15 protein-coding genes are annotated in these 16751 nt (G+C 62.1%); 12 read left to right on the top strand and 3 right to left on the bottom strand.

Annotated elements, in window-relative coordinates:
• The first annotated feature begins 38 nt into the window (after window positions 1-38).
• Entirely contained in the window at window positions 39-650 is a 612-nt protein-coding gene (locus tag P0Y58_10265) for a TetR/AcrR family transcriptional regulator (protein WEK32550.1), read from the top strand.
• 134 nt (window positions 651-784) lie between these two features.
• Here the strand turns inward: P0Y58_10265 and P0Y58_10260 are convergent, their stop codons facing one another.
• Complete coding sequence (locus tag P0Y58_10260) at window positions 785-1225, bottom strand: heme-binding protein (protein WEK32549.1); 441 nt, start codon at window positions 1223-1225, stop codon at window positions 785-787.
• Window positions 1226-1482: 257 nt separating this feature from the next.
• On the opposite strand from P0Y58_10260, the gene gcl reads away from it, so the two are divergent.
• The 8 genes from gcl to P0Y58_10220 all read left to right on the top strand — a co-directional run bounded on the left by gcl (window position 1483) and on the right by P0Y58_10220 (window position 11181).
• Entirely contained in the window at window positions 1483-3258 is a 1776-nt protein-coding gene (gene gcl / locus P0Y58_10255; protein ID WEK32548.1) for a glyoxylate carboligase, read from the top strand.
• 54 nt (window positions 3259-3312) lie between these two features.
• A complete protein-coding gene (hyi, locus tag P0Y58_10250; GenBank protein ID WEK32547.1) occupies window positions 3313-4095 on the top strand; it encodes a hydroxypyruvate isomerase in 783 nt (260 codons plus the stop codon).
• 113 nt (window positions 4096-4208) lie between these two features.
• A complete protein-coding gene (locus P0Y58_10245) occupies window positions 4209-5102 on the top strand; it encodes a 2-hydroxy-3-oxopropionate reductase (GenBank protein WEK32546.1) in 894 nt (297 codons plus the stop codon).
• Between the two features lie 227 nt (window positions 5103-5329).
• Window positions 5330-6604 (top strand): glycerate kinase, encoded by a 1275-nt coding sequence (locus P0Y58_10240; GenBank protein WEK32545.1) that lies wholly within the window; start codon window positions 5330-5332, stop codon window positions 6602-6604.
• Entirely contained in the window at window positions 6601-8016 is a 1416-nt protein-coding gene (gene pyk / locus P0Y58_10235) for a pyruvate kinase (GenBank protein WEK32544.1), read from the top strand. Before P0Y58_10240 ends, pyk begins: the two co-directional genes overlap by 4 nt.
• A gap of 210 nt (window positions 8017-8226) precedes the next feature.
• Complete coding sequence (locus P0Y58_10230; protein WEK32543.1) at window positions 8227-9099, top strand: urea transporter; 873 nt, start codon at window positions 8227-8229, stop codon at window positions 9097-9099.
• Between the two features lie 44 nt (window positions 9100-9143).
• Window positions 9144-9965, top strand: coding sequence for an ion transporter (locus P0Y58_10225; protein ID WEK32542.1), 822 nt, complete (start codon window positions 9144-9146; stop codon window positions 9963-9965).
• Window positions 9966-10182: 217 nt separating this feature from the next.
• The gene (locus P0Y58_10220; GenBank protein ID WEK32541.1) at window positions 10183-11181 is read left to right on the top strand and encodes a sulfate ABC transporter substrate-binding protein; all 999 of its coding nucleotides are present in this window, start codon (window positions 10183-10185) and stop codon (window positions 11179-11181) included.
• A gap of 124 nt (window positions 11182-11305) precedes the next feature.
• On the opposite strand, the gene P0Y58_10215 is transcribed toward P0Y58_10220, so the two are convergent.
• Both P0Y58_10215 and P0Y58_10210 read right to left on the bottom strand, forming a co-directional pair.
• Window positions 11306-12232, bottom strand: coding sequence for a class I SAM-dependent methyltransferase (locus P0Y58_10215; GenBank protein ID WEK32540.1), 927 nt, complete (start codon window positions 12230-12232; stop codon window positions 11306-11308).
• 47 nt (window positions 12233-12279) lie between these two features.
• Window positions 12280-13176 (bottom strand): DMT family transporter, encoded by an 897-nt coding sequence (locus P0Y58_10210; GenBank protein ID WEK32539.1) that lies wholly within the window; start codon window positions 13174-13176, stop codon window positions 12280-12282.
• A 133-nt stretch (window positions 13177-13309) separates the two neighbouring features.
• Here P0Y58_10210 and P0Y58_10205 point away from each other — a divergent pair, with 133 nt between their 5' ends.
• From P0Y58_10205 to P0Y58_10195, 3 genes are all read left to right on the top strand, one after another.
• Window positions 13310-13747 (top strand): Lrp/AsnC family transcriptional regulator, encoded by a 438-nt coding sequence (locus P0Y58_10205; protein WEK32538.1) that lies wholly within the window; start codon window positions 13310-13312, stop codon window positions 13745-13747.
• A 557-nt stretch (window positions 13748-14304) separates the two neighbouring features.
• Complete coding sequence (locus P0Y58_10200; GenBank protein ID WEK32537.1) at window positions 14305-15837, top strand: NCS1 family nucleobase:cation symporter-1; 1533 nt, start codon at window positions 14305-14307, stop codon at window positions 15835-15837.
• 16 nt (window positions 15838-15853) lie between these two features.
• Entirely contained in the window at window positions 15854-16582 is a 729-nt protein-coding gene (locus tag P0Y58_10195; protein WEK32536.1) for an aspartate/glutamate racemase family protein, read from the top strand.
• Window positions 16583-16751 lie beyond the last annotated feature (169 nt).

Genomic DNA, 16751 nt, shown 5'->3' with positions numbered 1-16751 from the left:
ACCATCCGGGCTCGCAGCGCCAAAGGACCGCCAGCACCATGAGTACCATTCGCGAGCGCAACAAGGAGCTGATCCTGCGCGCAGCCAGTGAAGAGTTTGCCGACAAGGGCTTCGCCGCCACCAAGACCAGCGATATCGCGGCCAAGGCCGGCCTGCCCAAGCCGAACGTGTATTACTACTTCAAGTCCAAGGACAACCTTTACCGCGAGGTGCTGGAAAGCATCATTGCGCCGATCATGCAGGCATCGACGCCGTTCAATGCCGACGGTGATCCGAAAGAAGTATTGAGCGCGTACATCCGTTCCAAGATTCGTATTTCGCGTGACCTGCCGCATGCCTCCAAGGTGTTCGCCAGCGAGATCATGCACGGCGCCCCGCACCTGTCGCCGAACCAGGTGGAGCAGCTGAACGAACAGGCCCGGCACAACATCGAGTGCATCCAGGGCTGGATCGACCGCGGGCAGATCGCCCATGTGGATGCGCACCACCTGATGTTCAGCATCTGGGCGGCGACCCAGACCTATGCGGATTTTGATTGGCAGATCTCGGCGGTGACCGGCAAGGCCAAGCTGGCCGACAGTGACTATGATGCGGCGGCCGAGACCATCATTCGTATGGTGCTCAAAGGCTGTGAGCCCGAGGTAGCCTGACAGGGCCAGTGGGGCTGCTTTGCAGCCCATCGCAGGCAAGCCAGCTCCTACAGGGCCTCCACAGTTCTTGAATCCTGTGGTGTACCTGTGGGAGCTGGCTTGCCAGCGATGAGGCCCGAACAAGCAATACAAATTTAAGCTGCTACACCGGCATCCGCCTTCAACCCCACCTCCTCAATCGCACTGATCGCGCACTGCTCGTCGATATCCGACGTATCACCGCTGATCCCGACAGCACCCAGCACCTTGCCGTCCTGATCACGAATCAGCACACCACCCGGCGCCGGCACCACCGGCCGCTCCCCCATCCCGTTAAGCGCGGCAAAAAAAGCCGGCCGTTGCTGCGCATCCAGCGCCAGCAGGCGCGATCCCTTGCCCAAGGCAATTGCACCCCAGGCCTTGCCAGTGGCCACCTCAGGCCGGATCAGGCTGGCGCCATCCTCACGCTGAAGCGCCAATAGATGCCCGCCGGCATCCAGCACCGCCACGGTCAGCGGCGCAGCATTGATCTTGCGGCCCGCCGCCAGTGCGGCACTTACCAGGCTAACAGCGACTTTCAGGTTCAAAACGTTCATGGAAAGGTCCTCTTCTTGTTGTGAGAAGCCCTGAGGGCAGTTGAAAACCGATAGGACAAATAGAACACAACCAACTGCTTTTTTGTATACAATATTTTGAAACGATCGTATGCGATGGCGCAAATAGCCGTTTTCACGGCCGCTTTGACGAAAGCTAGCCCACCCGATGAAAACCCATTGACCTGAGCCGTCAGCCGTGAATACACTCTGTCGCAAAGCAAGTTGTATACAATTACAAAATCGATGAGGCACAACCCATGAGCAAAATGAGAGCAATCGATGCAGCCGTTCTGGTCATGCGCCGTGAAGGTGTAGATACCGCGTTCGGCATTCCAGGGGCTGCCATCAACCCGTTGTACTCGGCCCTGAAGAAAGTCGGTGGCATCGATCACGTCCTCGCTCGCCACGTCGAAGGTGCCTCGCACATGGCCGAGGGCTACACCCGTGCCAACCCGGGCAACATCGGCGTGTGCATCGGCACTTCCGGCCCGGCAGGCACCGACATGGTCACCGGCCTGTACAGTGCCTCGGCCGACTCCATCCCGATCCTCTGCATCACCGGCCAGGCGCCGCGTGCACGCCTGCATAAAGAAGACTTCCAGGCCGTCGACATCACCAGCATCGTCAAGCCGGTGACCAAGTGGGCGACCACCGTTCTGGAGCCGGGCCAGGTGCCTTACGCCTTCCAGAAAGCCTTCTTCGAAATGCGCAGCGGCCGCCCAGGCCCGGTGCTGATCGACCTGCCGTTCGACGTGCAGATGGCCGAAATCGAATTCGACATCGACGCCTACGAGCCACTGGCAGTCAACAAGCCGTCCGCCACCCGCGTACAGGCCGAAAAAGCCCTGGCCCTGCTCAATGACGCCGAGCGCCCACTGCTGGTTGCCGGCGGCGGCATCATCAACGCCAACGCCAGCGACAAGCTGGTCGAGTTCGCCGAACTGACCGGCGTACCGGTCATCCCGACCCTGATGGGCTGGGGTACCATCCCGGACGACCACGCACAAATGGTCGGCATGGTCGGCCTGCAGACCTCGCACCGCTACGGCAACGCCACCCTGCTGAAATCCGACCTGGTGTTCGGTATCGGTAACCGTTGGGCCAACCGTCACACCGGCTCGGTCGATGTCTACACCGAAGGCCGCAAGTTCGTGCACGTCGACATCGAACCGACCCAGATCGGCCGCGTGTTCACTCCAGACCTGGGTATCGTTTCCGATGCAGGTTTTGCACTGGACGTGTTCCTTGAAGTGGCCCGCGAGTGGAAAGCCGCCGGCAAACTGAAGTGCCGCAAGGCCTGGCTGGAAGACTGCCAGCAGCGCAAATCGAGCCTGCAGCGCAAGACCAACTTCGACAACGTCCCGGTCAAGCCACAGCGCGTGTACCAGGAAATGAACGAAGTGTTCGGCAAGGACACCACCTACGTCAGCACCATCGGCCTGTCGCAGATTGCCGGCGCTCAGTTCCTGCACGTTTACAAGCCACGCGACTGGATCAACTGCGGCCAGGCCGGCCCGCTGGGCTGGACCATCCCTGCCGCACTGGGTGTGGTGAAGGCAGACCCGAAACGCAAGGTTGTCGCACTGTCGGGTGACTACGACTTCCAGTTCATGATCGAAGAACTGGCGGTGGGCGCGCAGTTCAACCTGCCGTACGTCCACGTGCTGGTGAACAACGCCTACCTGGGCCTGATCCGTCAGGCGCAGCGTGGCTTCGACATGGATTACTGTGTACAACTGGCGTTCGAGAACATCAACTCGACTGAAGCTGCCACCTACGGTGTCGACCACGTTGCAGTGGTCGAAGGCCTGGGCTGCAAGGCTCTGCGTGTGTTCGAGCCGGCCGAGATCGCCCCTGCCCTGCTCAAGGCACAGAAAATGGCCGAAGAGTTCCGCGTGCCAGTCGTGGTTGAAGTGATTCTCGAACGTGTGACCAACATTTCCATGGGCACCGAGATCAACGCGGTCAACGAATTCGAAGACCTGGCGCTGGTCGGCAACGACGCGCCAACCGCCATCTCGATGCTGGACTGATCGCCTGACGCCCCCAGGCTAGCCCTGGGGGCCTTCATCGCAAGGAGACAACTCATGCCTCGCTTCGCTGCCAACCTGTCCATGCTGTTCACCGAACAGGACTTCCTGGCCCGCTTCAAGGCTGCCGCCGATGCTGGTTTCAGCGGCGTCGAATACCTGTTCCCGTACGACTTCAGCGCTGCCGAAATCAAGCAGCAGCTGGAGGCCAACGGCCTGACCCAGGTGCTGTTCAACCTGCCGGCGGGCGACTGGGCCAAAGGTGAACGCGGTATCACCTGCCACCCTGACCGCATCGAAGAATTCCGTGCCGGTGTCGACAAGGCCATCGAATACGCCAAGGTGCTGGGCAACACCCAGGTCAACGCCCTGGCCGGTATTCGCCCACAAGGCCAGCAGTGCGCCGACGTGCGCAAGACCTTCGTCGAAAACCTGCGCTACGCCGCCGACAAGCTCAAGGCCGCCGGTATTCGCCTGGTCATGGAAATGATCAACACCCGCGACATCCCGGGCTTCTACCTGAACACCACCCAGCAGGCTCTGGAAATCCAGGCCGAAGTGGGCAGCGACAACCTGTTCCTGCAGTACGACATTTATCACATGCAGATCATGGAAGGTGACCTGGCTCGCACCATGGAAACCAACCTGCCGTTGATCAACCACATCCAGCTGGCCGACAACCCCGGCCGCAACGAGCCTGGTACTGGCGAGATCAACTACCGCTTCCTGTTCGAGCACCTGGACCGCATCGGCTACCAGGGCTGGGTGGGCGCGGAGTACAAGCCCAAGACCACCACCGAAGCAGGCCTGGGCTGGCTGAAGACCCATAACGCAATCTGAGCGGCTGAACGCTAGCCCCTGTGAAACACAAAACCCTGTGGGAGCGGGCATGCCCGCTCCCACAGGGGCCGTGGCTCACTTGAGATATCACAAATACAAAGAGGCACATTCTCATGGCTAAAATCGGTTTTATCGGCACCGGCATCATGGGCAAGCCCATGGCCCAAAACCTGCAAAAAGCGGGTCACAGCCTGTTCGTTTCCACCCACCACGACGCCGCGCCAGCTGACCTGCTCGCCGCCGGCGCAGTGGCCCTGGCCAACCCGAAAGAAGTGGCCCAGGAAGCCGAATTCATCATCGTGATGGTCCCCGACACCCCGCAGGTCGAGGCCGTGCTGTTCGGTGAGAATGGCGTTGCTGAAGGTGTTGGCCCGAACAAGATCGTCATCGACATGAGCTCGATCTCGCCGACCGCCACCAAAGCCTTCGCTGAAAAAATCAAGGCCACCGGCGCGGCCTACCTGGACGCCCCGGTGTCCGGTGGTGAAGTCGGCGCCAAGGCCGCGACCCTGAGCATCATGGTCGGTGGCTGCCCGAAAGCTTTCGAGCGCACCCTGCCGCTGTTCGAAGCCATGGGCAAGAACATCACCCGCGTGGGTGGCAACGGTGACGGCCAGACCGCCAAAGTCGCCAACCAGATCATCGTCGCCCTGAACATCCAGGCCGTCAGCGAAGCGCTGCTGTTCGCCGCCAAGAACGGCGCGGATCCTGCCAAGGTGCGTGAAGCACTGATGGGCGGTTTTGCTTCGTCGAAAATCCTTGAAGTGCATGCCGAGCGCATGATCAAGGGCACCTTCGACCCAGGCTTCCGCATCAACCTGCACCAGAAAGACCTGAACCTGGCCCTGCAAGGCGCCAAGGAACTGGGTATCAACCTGCCTAACACCTCCAATGCCCAGCAAGTGTTCAACACCTGCCAGGCACTGGGTGGCGGCAACTGGGACCACTCGGCGCTGATCAAAGGCCTGGAGCACATGGCCAACTTCTCGATCCGCGGCGACAAGTAAATGTGATGTAGACCTCAATGGCCTCATCGCGAGCTGCGCTCGCTCCTACGGGATTTACACAGGCCCCGTAGGAGCGAGCAAAGCTCGCGATGAAGCCCACACCGATGAACCTGCGACCACAGGCCCATCGGTGGCACCGAGCAACACGCGCCCTTGGTTCGGCCTGCACGGAGGCAGTTCCAGGGGCGTTTTTGATTCTGCAGAACAACAATAATTGGGAGCCTGCCATGTCGGTCGATCCGCAAAAAATTCTCCGCGAACTGTTCGACACAGCCATCGCTGCCGCCCACCCCCGCCAAGTCCTCGAACCCTACCTGCCCGCCGACCGTAGCGGCCGGGTCATCGTCATCGGCGCCGGCAAGGCCGCAGCCGCCATGGCAGAAGTGGTCGAGAAGTGCTGGCAGGGCGAAGTCTCTGGCCTGGTCGTCACCCGTTACGGCCACGGCGCCAACTGCCAAAAGATTGAAGTGGTCGAAGCCGCCCACCCGGTCCCCGACGCCGCCGGCCTGGCCGTGGCCAAGCGCGTGCTGGAACTGGTCAGCAACCTCAACGAAGACGACCGCGTCATCTTCCTGCTGTCTGGCGGCGGCTCGGCCCTGCTGGCTCTGCCGGCCGAGGGCCTGACCCTGGCCGACAAACAGCAGATCAACAAAGCGCTGTTGAAATCCGGCGCCACCATCGGCGAGATGAACTGCGTGCGCAAGCACCTCTCGGCGATCAAGGGCGGCCGCCTGGCCAAGGCCTGCTGGCCGGCCACGGTCTACACCTATGCCATTTCCGATGTGCCAGGCGACCTCGCCACAGTGATCGCCTCCGGCCCCACCGTGGCCGACCCGAGCACCTCGGCCGATGCCCTAGCCATCCTCAAGCGCTACAACATCGAAGCGCCCAAGGCCGTCATCGACTGGCTCAACAACCCCGCATCGGAAACCGTCAAGGCCGATGACCCGGCCCTGGCCCGCAGCCACTTCCAGCTGATCGCCAAGCCTCAGCAGTCGCTCGAAGCCGCCGCCGTCAAAGCTCGCCAGGCTGGCTTCAGCCCGCTGATCCTCGGCGACCTGGAAGGCGAATCGCGCGAAGTGGCCAAGGTGCACGCCGGTATCGCCCGGCAGATCGTGCAGCATGGCCAGCCACTGAAGGCACCCTGCGTAATCCTGTCTGGCGGCGAAACCACCGTGACCGTGCGCGGCAATGGCCGTGGCGGGCGCAACGCCGAGTTCCTGCTCAGCCTTACCGAAAGCCTGAAAGGCCTCCCGGGCGTCTATGCCCTGGCCGGTGACACCGACGGCATCGACGGTTCGGAAGAAAACGCCGGGGCCTTCATGACCCCAGGCAGCTACGCCCGTGCCGAGGCCCTGGGCCTGTCGGCCAGCGACGAACTGGACAACAACAATGGCTATGGCTATTTCGCCGCGCTGGATGCGCTGATCGTCACCGAGCCGACCCGCACCAACGTCAACGACTTCCGCGCCATCCTGATCCTTGAGACTGCCCAATCATGACGCCTGATAAAAAAGTAAAGATCCTCGCCACCCTCGGCCCTGCGATCAACGGCATCGACGACATCCGCCAACTGGTCGAAGCCGGGGTGAACATCTTCCGCCTCAACTTCAGCCACGGCGAACACGCTGACCACGCCCTGCGCTATCAGTGGATCCGCGAAGTGGAGCTGCAGTTGAACCACCCGCTGGGCATCCTGATGGACCTGCAAGGGCCCAAGCTGCGCGTGGGCCGCTTTGCCGAAGGAAAGGTGCAACTGCAACGTGGCCAGGCCCTGCGCCTGGACCTGGACAAAACCCCGGGTGACAGCCAAAGGGTCAACCTGCCGCACCCCGAAATCATTGCGGCCCTTGAGCCGGGCATGGACCTGCTGCTGGACGACGGCAAGCTGCGCCTGCGCGTTACTGCCAAGCACAGCGACGCCATCGACACCGAAGTACTGAACGGTGGCGAGCTGTCCGACCGCAAGGGTGTCAACGTACCGCAAGCGGTACTCGACCTCTCCCCGCTCACAGAAAAAGACCGCCGCGACCTGGCGTTTGGCCTGGAACTGGGCGTGGACTGGGTGGCCCTGTCGTTCGTACAGCGCCCCGAAGACATCGTTGAAGCGCGCCAGCTGATTGGCGACCGCGCCTACCTGATGGCCAAGATCGAGAAGCCCTCGGCGGTCGAACACCTGCAAGCCATTGCCGAACTGGCAGACGCGATCATGGTGGCCCGTGGTGACCTGGGCGTGGAAGTACCGGCCGAAAGTGTGCCGCAGATCCAGAAGCGCATCATCGGCACCTGCCGCCAGTTGGGCAAACCGGTGGTGGTGGCCACGCAGATGCTCGAATCGATGCGCTTCTCGCCTGCGCCTACCCGTGCCGAAGTCACCGACGTGGCCAATGCTGTGGCTGAAGGTGCTGACGCGGTGATGCTGTCAGCCGAGACGGCCTCGGGTGACTACCCGCTGGAAGCCGTGCAGATGATGAGCAAGATCATCCGGCAGGTGGAGAACGGCCCGGATTACCAGGCCCAGCTCGACGTTGGCCGGCCGAAGGCCGAGGCTACCGTGTCGGACGCCATCAGCTGCGCCATCCGCCGCATCAGCGGCATCCTGCCGGTGGCGGTGCTGGTCAACTACAGCGAGTCGGGCGCCTCGACCCTGCGTGCTGCACGCGAGCGGCCACGGGCGCCGATCCTGAACCTGACGCCGAACCTGAACACTGCTCGCCGCCTGAGCGTGGCCTGGGGCGTGCATTCGGTGGTCAACGACCGCCTGCGCCAGGTTGACGAGGTTGTGTCTACTGCGCTGGAAATCGCCCAGGCGCAAGGCATGGCCAGCCGTGGCGACACGCTGCTGATCACCGCCGGTGTGCCTTTCGGCAAGCCGGGTTCGACTAATACCTTGCGGATCGAGACCCTCGTCTGAGACCGCCGGGGGCGCGTTGCGCCCCATTCGCGGGACAAGCCCGCTCCCACAGGATGCGCGCCGCTCCATGGCACAGCGCAGATCTTGTGGGAGCGGGCTTGCCCCGCGAATGGAGGGCGACGCCCTCCCCATGCACAGATTTACCAGAACTGCGGAAAACCGAGGCCCAAAGAGGCCCACCGCCCTCCCATCAACCTCACTGACTGCCCCATGTACAGCAAAAATTTCGTCAACCCGTGCCCCGACTGGGCCACGGCGTTACTCAACGGCTTCAGCCAGGTGCTGCTGCTGCGCAATCCCTTGTGCGGCCTGTGCTGCCTGCTGGCCATCCTGCTGACCGCGCCCAATCTGGTCGGCGGCGCCCTGCTCGGCGCTCTCGCCGGCCTGATCACCGCCCAAGCCCGCGGCTACGACCGCGCCGACCGCCAGGCCGGGCTGTACTGCTACAACGGCGTGCTCATCGGCCTGTTAATCAGCGCCGTGTTGCCCTGGTCGGCCATCCTGCCGCCACTGATCATCGCCGCTGGCGGCCTGTCCAGCATCATCACCCACCAATGGCGCAAGCGCGGCGGCAAACTGCTGATCGCCTATACCGCACCGTTCGTGCTGCTGGGCTGGACCGCCCTGCTGTTCGCCAGCCCCTCGCCCGGCGGTTTCGTCGAAGCCGACCCGCTGCACGCCCTGGCGCGTGGCGTCGGCCAGATCTTCCTGCTCGACCAGCCACTGGCCGGTTTGCTGATCATCATCGGCATGTTCATCGCCAACCCCTATGCCGCGATGTGGGCGGTGATCGGCTCGGCCATCGGCGGTGGTGTCGCGCTATTCGCCGACCAGGCGCAAGCAGCATGGCTGGGCCTGTACGGCTTCAATGCCGCGCTGGCAGCGCTGGCCTTCAGCCGACAGGGTGAAAAACCTTGGGTGACACTGCTGGCGATCGGCCTGGCCCTGCTGCTGCAACCGCTGTTCAAGCTGCTGCCGGTACCTGGCCTGACCGCGCCCTTCGTCGCTGCCTGCTGGCTGATGCACCTGGGCAGCCACCTGGCCCAGCCCAGGCAGCGCAACGCCGGCCGCTTGCACAGCTGAAACGCAGCCCCTAGGCTCTGCCCATCGCAATACGGAATGAGCCAATGAACAACCCTGCAAGCCTGCGCGAGCGGCTTTACATCATGGTCTTCCAGACCGACACCGTGGCTGGAAGACGCTTCGACAAGATCCTCCTGCTGATCATCCTGGCCAGCCTGGTCACAGTCATCCTCGACAGCATCGACGAGGTGCACCAGGGCTACGCCGGCCTGCTGGCCGCCATCGAGTGGGGCTTTACCGCAGTCTTTCTGGTCGAGTACCTGACGCGCCTGTACTGCTCGCCCAAGCCCTGGCGCTACGCCTTCAGTTTCTACGGCCTGGTCGATTTGCTGGCAATCGTGCCGGGGATCATCGCGCTGTACTACAGCGACGCCCAATACCTGCTGATCATCCGCGTGATACGGATGCTGCGGATCTTCCGCGTGCTCAAGCTCAGCCCTTACCTCAAGCAGGCCCATTACCTGATGGAGGCGCTGCGCGGCAGCAAGCAGAAGATCATCGTCTTTCTGGTGACTGTGTCGACCCTGGTAACCGTGTTCGGCACATTGATGTACGTGATCGAAGGGCCGGAGCATGGCTTTACCAGCATCCCCAAGGGCATCTACTGGGCCATCGTCACCCTCACCACGGTTGGCTTTGGCGACATCGTGCCAAAGACGCCGCTGGGGCAGGTGCTGTCGTCGCTGGTGATGATTACCGGTTATTCGATCATCGCCGTGCCGACTGGCATCTTTACCGCCGAACTGGCCAATGCCATGCGCGGGGAGCAGTTGCAGCATGATTGCCCGACCTGCCACAAGAAGACGCATGAGCATGGCGCGGCGTTCTGTTCTCGCTGTGGGAATGGATTGTTTCCCAAGCAATGATGTTGCCTGCACTGGCCTCTTCGCGGGTGAACCCGCTCCCACAGGGACCGCGCACAATTCAGGCCTGTGGTGATTCTGTGGGAGCGGGTTTACCCGCGAAGAGGCCAGCCCAGGCAGCGGAATAACCAAAGTCGTTTTTGTTCTTTAACCCGCACAAACCCACCCGCTATAGTCGCTGGCAATCTGCCCCAATAACCTTCAAGAACAAGGAAGCAACGTGAAAAAACTTTTCACCGCCTCGCTGCTCGCCGCAGGCCTGGCCCTGGGCAACATCGCCCAGGCCGCCCCGACCCTGCTCAACGTTTCCTACGACGTGATGCGCGACTTCTACAAGGACTACAACCCGGCCTTCCAGAAGCACTGGGAAGCCGAGCACAAAGAGAAGGTCACCGTGCAGATGTCCTTCGGCGGTTCGAGCAAGCAAGCCCGTTCGGTGATCGATGGCCTGCCGGCCGATGTCATCACCATGAACATGGCCACCGACATCAACGCCCTGGCCGACAATGGCAAGCTGGTGCCGGACAACTGGGTAACGCGCCTGCCGAACAACAGCGCGCCATTCACTTCGGCCACTGTGTTCATCGTGCGCAAGGGCAACCCGAAAGCCCTGAAAGACTGGCCCGATCTGCTCAAGGACGGCGTACAGGTGATCGTGCCCAACCCCAAGACCTCGGGTAACGGCCGCTACACCTACCTGTCGGCCTGGGGCTATGTGCTCAAGCAAGGCGGTGACGAAACCAAGGCCCGCGACTTCGTCGGCAAGCTGTTCAAGCAGGCTCCCGTGCTGGACACCGGTGGCCGTGCCGCTACTACTACCTTCATGACCAACCAGATTGGTGATGTGCTGGTCACATTCGAGAACGAAGCCGAGATGATCGCCCGCGAGTTCGGCCGCGATCAGTTCGAAGTGGTCTACCCAAGTGTGTCGGCCGAAGCCGAGCCACCGGTGAGCGTGGTCGACAAGGTGGTGGCCAAGAAGGGCACCCAAGCCGTGGCCGAGGAATACCTGAAGTACCTGTGGTCGCCCGAGGCTCAGGAGATCGCCGCTAACAATTACCTGCGCCCACGTGATGCGACGGTACTGGCCAAGTACACCGACCGCTTCCCGAAAGTGGACTTCCTGTCGGTGGAGAAAACCTTTGGTGACTGGCGCACCGTGCAAAAGACCCACTTCAATGATGGTGGGGTGTTTGACCAGATCTACACCGGCCAGTAACTGATGCAGGCCGTGCTGGCCTCTTCGCGGGTGAACCCGCTCCCACAGGGACCCCACAGTGTTCGGACCTGTGGCGATCCCTGTGGGAGCGGCTTTAGCCGCGAAGAGGCCAGCAAGGGCAACATCAAACCTGGCGGAACACCAAGGCCTTCAAGCCCCCAGCCGGGTCCGCATCCGGAAACTCCGGCGGGTTCTCCAGCCGCTCGACAAACGCCAGCCCCGGCGCCTGCTCGGCCATCCCCTCGATCAGAAACTCCGGCCCGATCCCCGGGTCGTTGACACACGCCAGCACCGTACCCCCTTCGCTCAACAACTCCGGCAAACGCCGCAGGATCTTCGCGTAGTCCTGGGTGAGCACAAAGCTGCCGCGCTGGAAGGTCGGCGGATCGATGATGATCAGATCATAAGGCCCGTACTTGCGCACCTTGCCCCATGACTTGAACAGTTCGTGCCCCAGGTACGCCACCCGCGACGCATCGTGGCAATTCAGCCGGTGGTTGTCCCTGCCCCGCGACAAAGCCGACTTGGCCATGTCCAGGTTCACCACCTGCTCGGCGCCACCGGCAATGGCCGCCACCGAGAAGCCGCAGGTGTAGGCGAACAGGTTCAGTACGCGCTTGCCCGCCCCCTGCTCGCGCACCCAGCGTCGCCCGTAGCGCATGTCGAGAAACAGACCGTTGTTCTGCCGCACCCCCAGGTCCAGCAGATACGACAGGCCGTCTTCGACCACTTCGCGTTGCTGGCACGGCTCGCCCAGCAGCCACTGGCCCGGGCTGTCGGGCAGGTAGCGGTGCTGGATGATGATGGCCTGGCCAGTCCACTGCGGGCGCTCGGCGAGGTTGCGCAGCATGGCCTCCAGTTCGGCCAGCTGGCCTTCGGGCAGCTCGCGGAACAAAGCGACCGACAGCACACCTTGCAGCCAGTCGACAGTGACCTGCTCCAGGCCCGGCCAGCAACGGCCACGACCGTGGAACAGGCGGCGGGTTTCCTGCGGGGCAGGGTCGAGCGCGGCGAGCAGGTGCTGCTCAAGGGTGTGGATTGGCGAAGTCATGGCGGGTCGCAGGCTGGCAAAACCGGCATTCTACCTTGCAGCCCGCTTCAATGCTTCACGGCAACCCGCGCCGGGCGAAACCACCACCCCTGCTGCATCCCCGCCGCCGCCAGCAGAATCAGCCCAACGCCCAGCCACTGCAACGGCGCCAGGCGGTGCCCGAACGCCACCCAGTCCACCACAATTGCCGCAATCGGATAGATGAACGAGAGCGCTCCGGTCAACGCGGTGGGCAAGCGCTGAATGGCGCTGTACAACAGCACATACATCACGCCGGTATGCACGATGCCCAGGATCAGCAGGCTGGCCAGCGCTGGCACTTCACCCGGCAATCCGCCGAGCTTGACCCACGGCGCCAGCAGCAAGGCACCGGTAGTTACCTGAATCAACGCAATCAGGTGGGGTGGCGTGCCACTCAGACGCTTGATGATCAACGCGGCAATGGCATACAAGAACGCCGCGCCCAGTGCCAGGGCAATGCCCAGCAAGTAGTCTTCACCACTCCCCTGGTTCGCACCGTGGGCACTGACGATGGCCAACATGCCGAGGAAGGCGATGCTCAGCCAGGTGACCTTGGCCAACGTGATCTTCTCGCCCAGGAACAGCGCCGCCAGCCCCACCAACATGAACGGCTGCACGTTGTATACCGCCGTGCCAATGGCAATGGACGCCCGCGAGTAAGAGGCAAACAACAGCAACCAGTTACCGACAATGGCCACGCCACTGACAATCGCCAGCAAGAACGCCGTGCGACTGATCACACCCGGCCGCAAGAAGCCGAAAACGGCGCAAATCACCAGCAAGGTCACGGCGCCGAACACGCAACGCCAGAACACCACCTCAAGCACCGGCTGACCGGACACCAGCACGAACCAGCCTATGGTCCCGGAAATCAGCATGGCGAAGACCATTTCCAGCGAGCCACGGCGCAATGAATTGTCCATCTCACACCTCCCGTTGACGATGGCAACAGTATGCAAAGGTTGCTGCTTAGCCTTCCAGCGGATAACCAAGGCAGATTTGCACCCTTACCTTTACTATCAAGGCAAATAACGCGAATCACCTGATGAGGTACCCATGACTGACACCATCGACCAGCTGTTGATCAATGCACTGATGGAAGACTCTCGCCGCTCGCTCAAAGCCTTGGCGCAAGTCAGCGGGCTGTCGGCGCCCAGCGTCAGCGAGCGCTTGCGCCGCCTGGAAGAACGTGGGGTGCTGCGGGGTTACACGGTGGAGGTCGACCCGCGCGCCTTTGGTTACCAGTTACAGGCCATCGTGCGCATTCGCCCACTGCCGGGCCAGTTGCAGGAGGTGGAACGGCAGATCATTGCCATCCCCGAGTTCACCGAGTGCGACAAGGTCACCGGCGAAGACTGCTTTATCGCCCGGCTGCATGTGCGCTCGATGGAGCAACTGGACACCCTGCTCGACCGCATCAATGTGCTGGCCGAAACCAATACCGCGATCATCAAGAAAAGCCCGGTGAAGCGGCGGTTGCCGCCGATGGATTGATTTCCTCCTGGAATGGCCCCTTCGCGGGCATGCCCGCTCTCACAGGTACTGCACAGAATTCTGGCCTGTGGTGATCCCTGTGGGAGCGGACGCGCCCGCGAAGAGGCCGGGACAGGAAAAGCTGACCATTTTTTGTACACATAAACGTCACCAAAAGTGCCATTTTTGTGTGCAACTTCCCGAGCAACGCCCTAATACGTTACACACTTCCTGTCGGATATTTTGACCAAATGATCAACTAATCAATCACCAAAAAAAATAAACCTGTTCATTTGGTCAATTTATATCCTCTGTATTTCATTACCTTATCTTTCAAAAAGATAATATCGAAACAAGCACTTGTTGAAACTCGCTTTTCCTTGGCATGGAACTCGCTCTTGTGTGTTCGTGTTTTGTATACAATTTAAACAAAACATAAATACACAAGAACCCGCGACGCCGGTCCAATATCGGCCGCCGCGCCCAGAACCCTGTGATGCCAACGCTGGACTGACGAGATGGCGAGCCCGTGCGCATGCCCGCTCATCGCAGTCCATGTGCATCAGGAGCCCGCCGGAATGAGTAGCAGCCTCGACCTTGCCCCTGAACTATCCGTCGCCAGCACCCACCCCGCTTCCACCCTTGCCGGCAGCGCGCCGGAACTTGCCCTTAGCCCGCGCCTGCATAACCGCGACCTGGCCCCGACCAAAAGCGAAGGCCGTCGTTGGGGCGGCTACAGTATCTTCGCGTTGTGGACAAACGATGTGCACAATATTGCCAACTATTCGTTCGCCATGGGCTTGTTCGCCCTCGGCCTGGGTGGCTGGCAAATTCTGTTGTCGCTGGCCATTGGTGCAGCGCTGGTCTACTTCTTCATGAACCTGTCCGGCTACATGGGGCAGAAAACCGGGGTACCTTTCCCGGTCATCAGCCGCATCGCCTTCGGCATCCATGGCGCGCAGATTCCGGCGCTGATCCGTGCAGTCATTGCAATCGCCTGGTTCGGCATCCAGACCTACCTGGCCTCAGTGGTGCTGCGGGTGCTGCTCACCGCCGTGTGGCCGCAAATGGCAACCTACGACCATGACAGCATCCTTGGATTGTCTAGCCTGGGCTGGGCGTGCTTCGTGTCGATCTGGCTGGTGCAGTTGGTGATTCTGGCCTACGGCATGGAGATGGTGCGCCGCTACGAGGCCTTCGCCGGCCCGGTGATCCTGCTGACCGTTGCCGCCCTGGCAGTGTTCATGTACTTAAAGGCAGACGCGCGTATCGCCTGGTCGGTAGCCGAGCCACTGACCGGCGTTGAGATGTGGCGCAACATCTTCGCCGGCGGCGCATTGTGGCTGGCGATCTACGGCACGCTGGTGCTGAACTTCTGTGATTTCGCCCGCTCTTCGCCATGCCGCAAGACCATCCGCGTCGGCAACTTCTGGGGCCTGCCGGTGAACATCCTGGTGTTTGCCGTGATCACCGTGGTGCTGTGCGGCGCGCAATTCCAGATCAATGGCCAGATCATCGACAGCCCGACACAGATCGTCGCCGCCATCCCCAACACGCTGTTCCTGGTACTGGGCTGCGTGGCCTTCCTGATCGTCACCGTGGCGGTGAACATCATGGCCAACTTCGTCGCCCCGGCCTTCGTGCTCAGCAACCTGGCCCCGCGCCACCTGAACTTCAAACGCGCCGGGCTGATCAGTGCCACCCTGGCCGTGCTGATTTTGCCGTGGAACCTGTACAACAGTCCGCTGGTGATCGTGTACTTCCTGTCCGGCCTGGGCGCGCTGCTGGGCCCGCTGTATGGCGTGATCATGGCCGACTACTGGCTGCTGCGCAAAGGCTGCATCAACGTGCCAGAGCTGTACACCGAGCACCCGACCGGCGCTTACCACTACAGCAAGGGCATCAACCTGCGCGCCGTGGCCGCTTTCGTACCGGCCGCGTTGCTGGCCATCGTTCTGGCCCTGATACCCAGTTTCCACAGCGTGGCGCCGTTCTCCTGGCTGATCGGTGCCGGCATCGCCGCCGCCCTGTACCTACTGATCGCACCACGCAACCGCCACTACCACGACGTCAGCGGCGAATGCATCGCCGTCGACCACAGCAGCCACTGACCGGGGAAAACTGCCCATGCGTATCCTGATTGCCAACGTCAACACCACCGAAGCCATCACCGAAGCCATTGCCGAGCAGGCCCGACTGGTAGCTGCGCCCGGCACCGAAATCATCGGCCTTACCCCTTGGTTCGGCGCCGAGTCGGTGGAAGGCAACTTCGAAAGCTACCTGGCCGCAATCGCAGTGATGGACCGCGTGCTGGCCTACGATGGCCCCTATGACGCCGTGATCCAGGCCGGTTACGGCGAGCACGGCCGCGAAGGCCTGCAGGAATTGCTGAACGTGCCGGTGGTGGACATCACCGATGCGGCGGCCAGTACCGCGATGTACCTGGGCCATGCCTACTCGGTGGTAACCACGCTGGACCGCACCGTGCCACTGATCGAAGACCGCCTGAAGCTTTCGGGCCTTTATGACCGCTGTGCGTCGGTACGGGCAAGTGGGCTGGCGGTGCTGGAACTGGAAGCCGACCCGCAGCGGGCCGTGGAGGCGATTGTCGAGCAGGCCGAACGCGCCGTGCGGGAAGACAAGGCTGAAGTGATTTGCCTGGGTTGCGGCGGCATGGCCGGGCTGGACGAGCAGATCCGCCAGCGCACCGGCGTGCCGGTGGTGGATGGCGTGAGCGCGGCGGTGACCATTGCCGAATCGCTGGTGCGCATGGGCCTGAGTACCTCCAAGGTGCGCACTTATGCCACGCCGCGGGCGAAGAAGGTGATCGGCTGGCCGATGCGGTTCGGCCACTAGTCCTTTACTTGCCAGTACCGGCCTCTTCGCGGGCACGCCCGCTCCCACAGGATAACCACAAGACTGAAGACTTAGGGATCCCTGTGGGAGCGGGCGTGCCCGCGAAGAGGCCGGTACAGTTCAACCCATCATCCGGGCCAACCGCTGCACTGCCACAGGCCATGACTAA

This window comes from Candidatus Pseudomonas phytovorans, from assembly GCA_029202525.1.
In the GTDB taxonomy this organism is placed as follows: domain Bacteria; phylum Pseudomonadota; class Gammaproteobacteria; order Pseudomonadales; family Pseudomonadaceae; genus Aquipseudomonas; species Aquipseudomonas phytovorans.
Note: the sequence above shows the minus strand (reverse complement) of the source record. Positions and strands in the feature narration are given on the sequence as shown.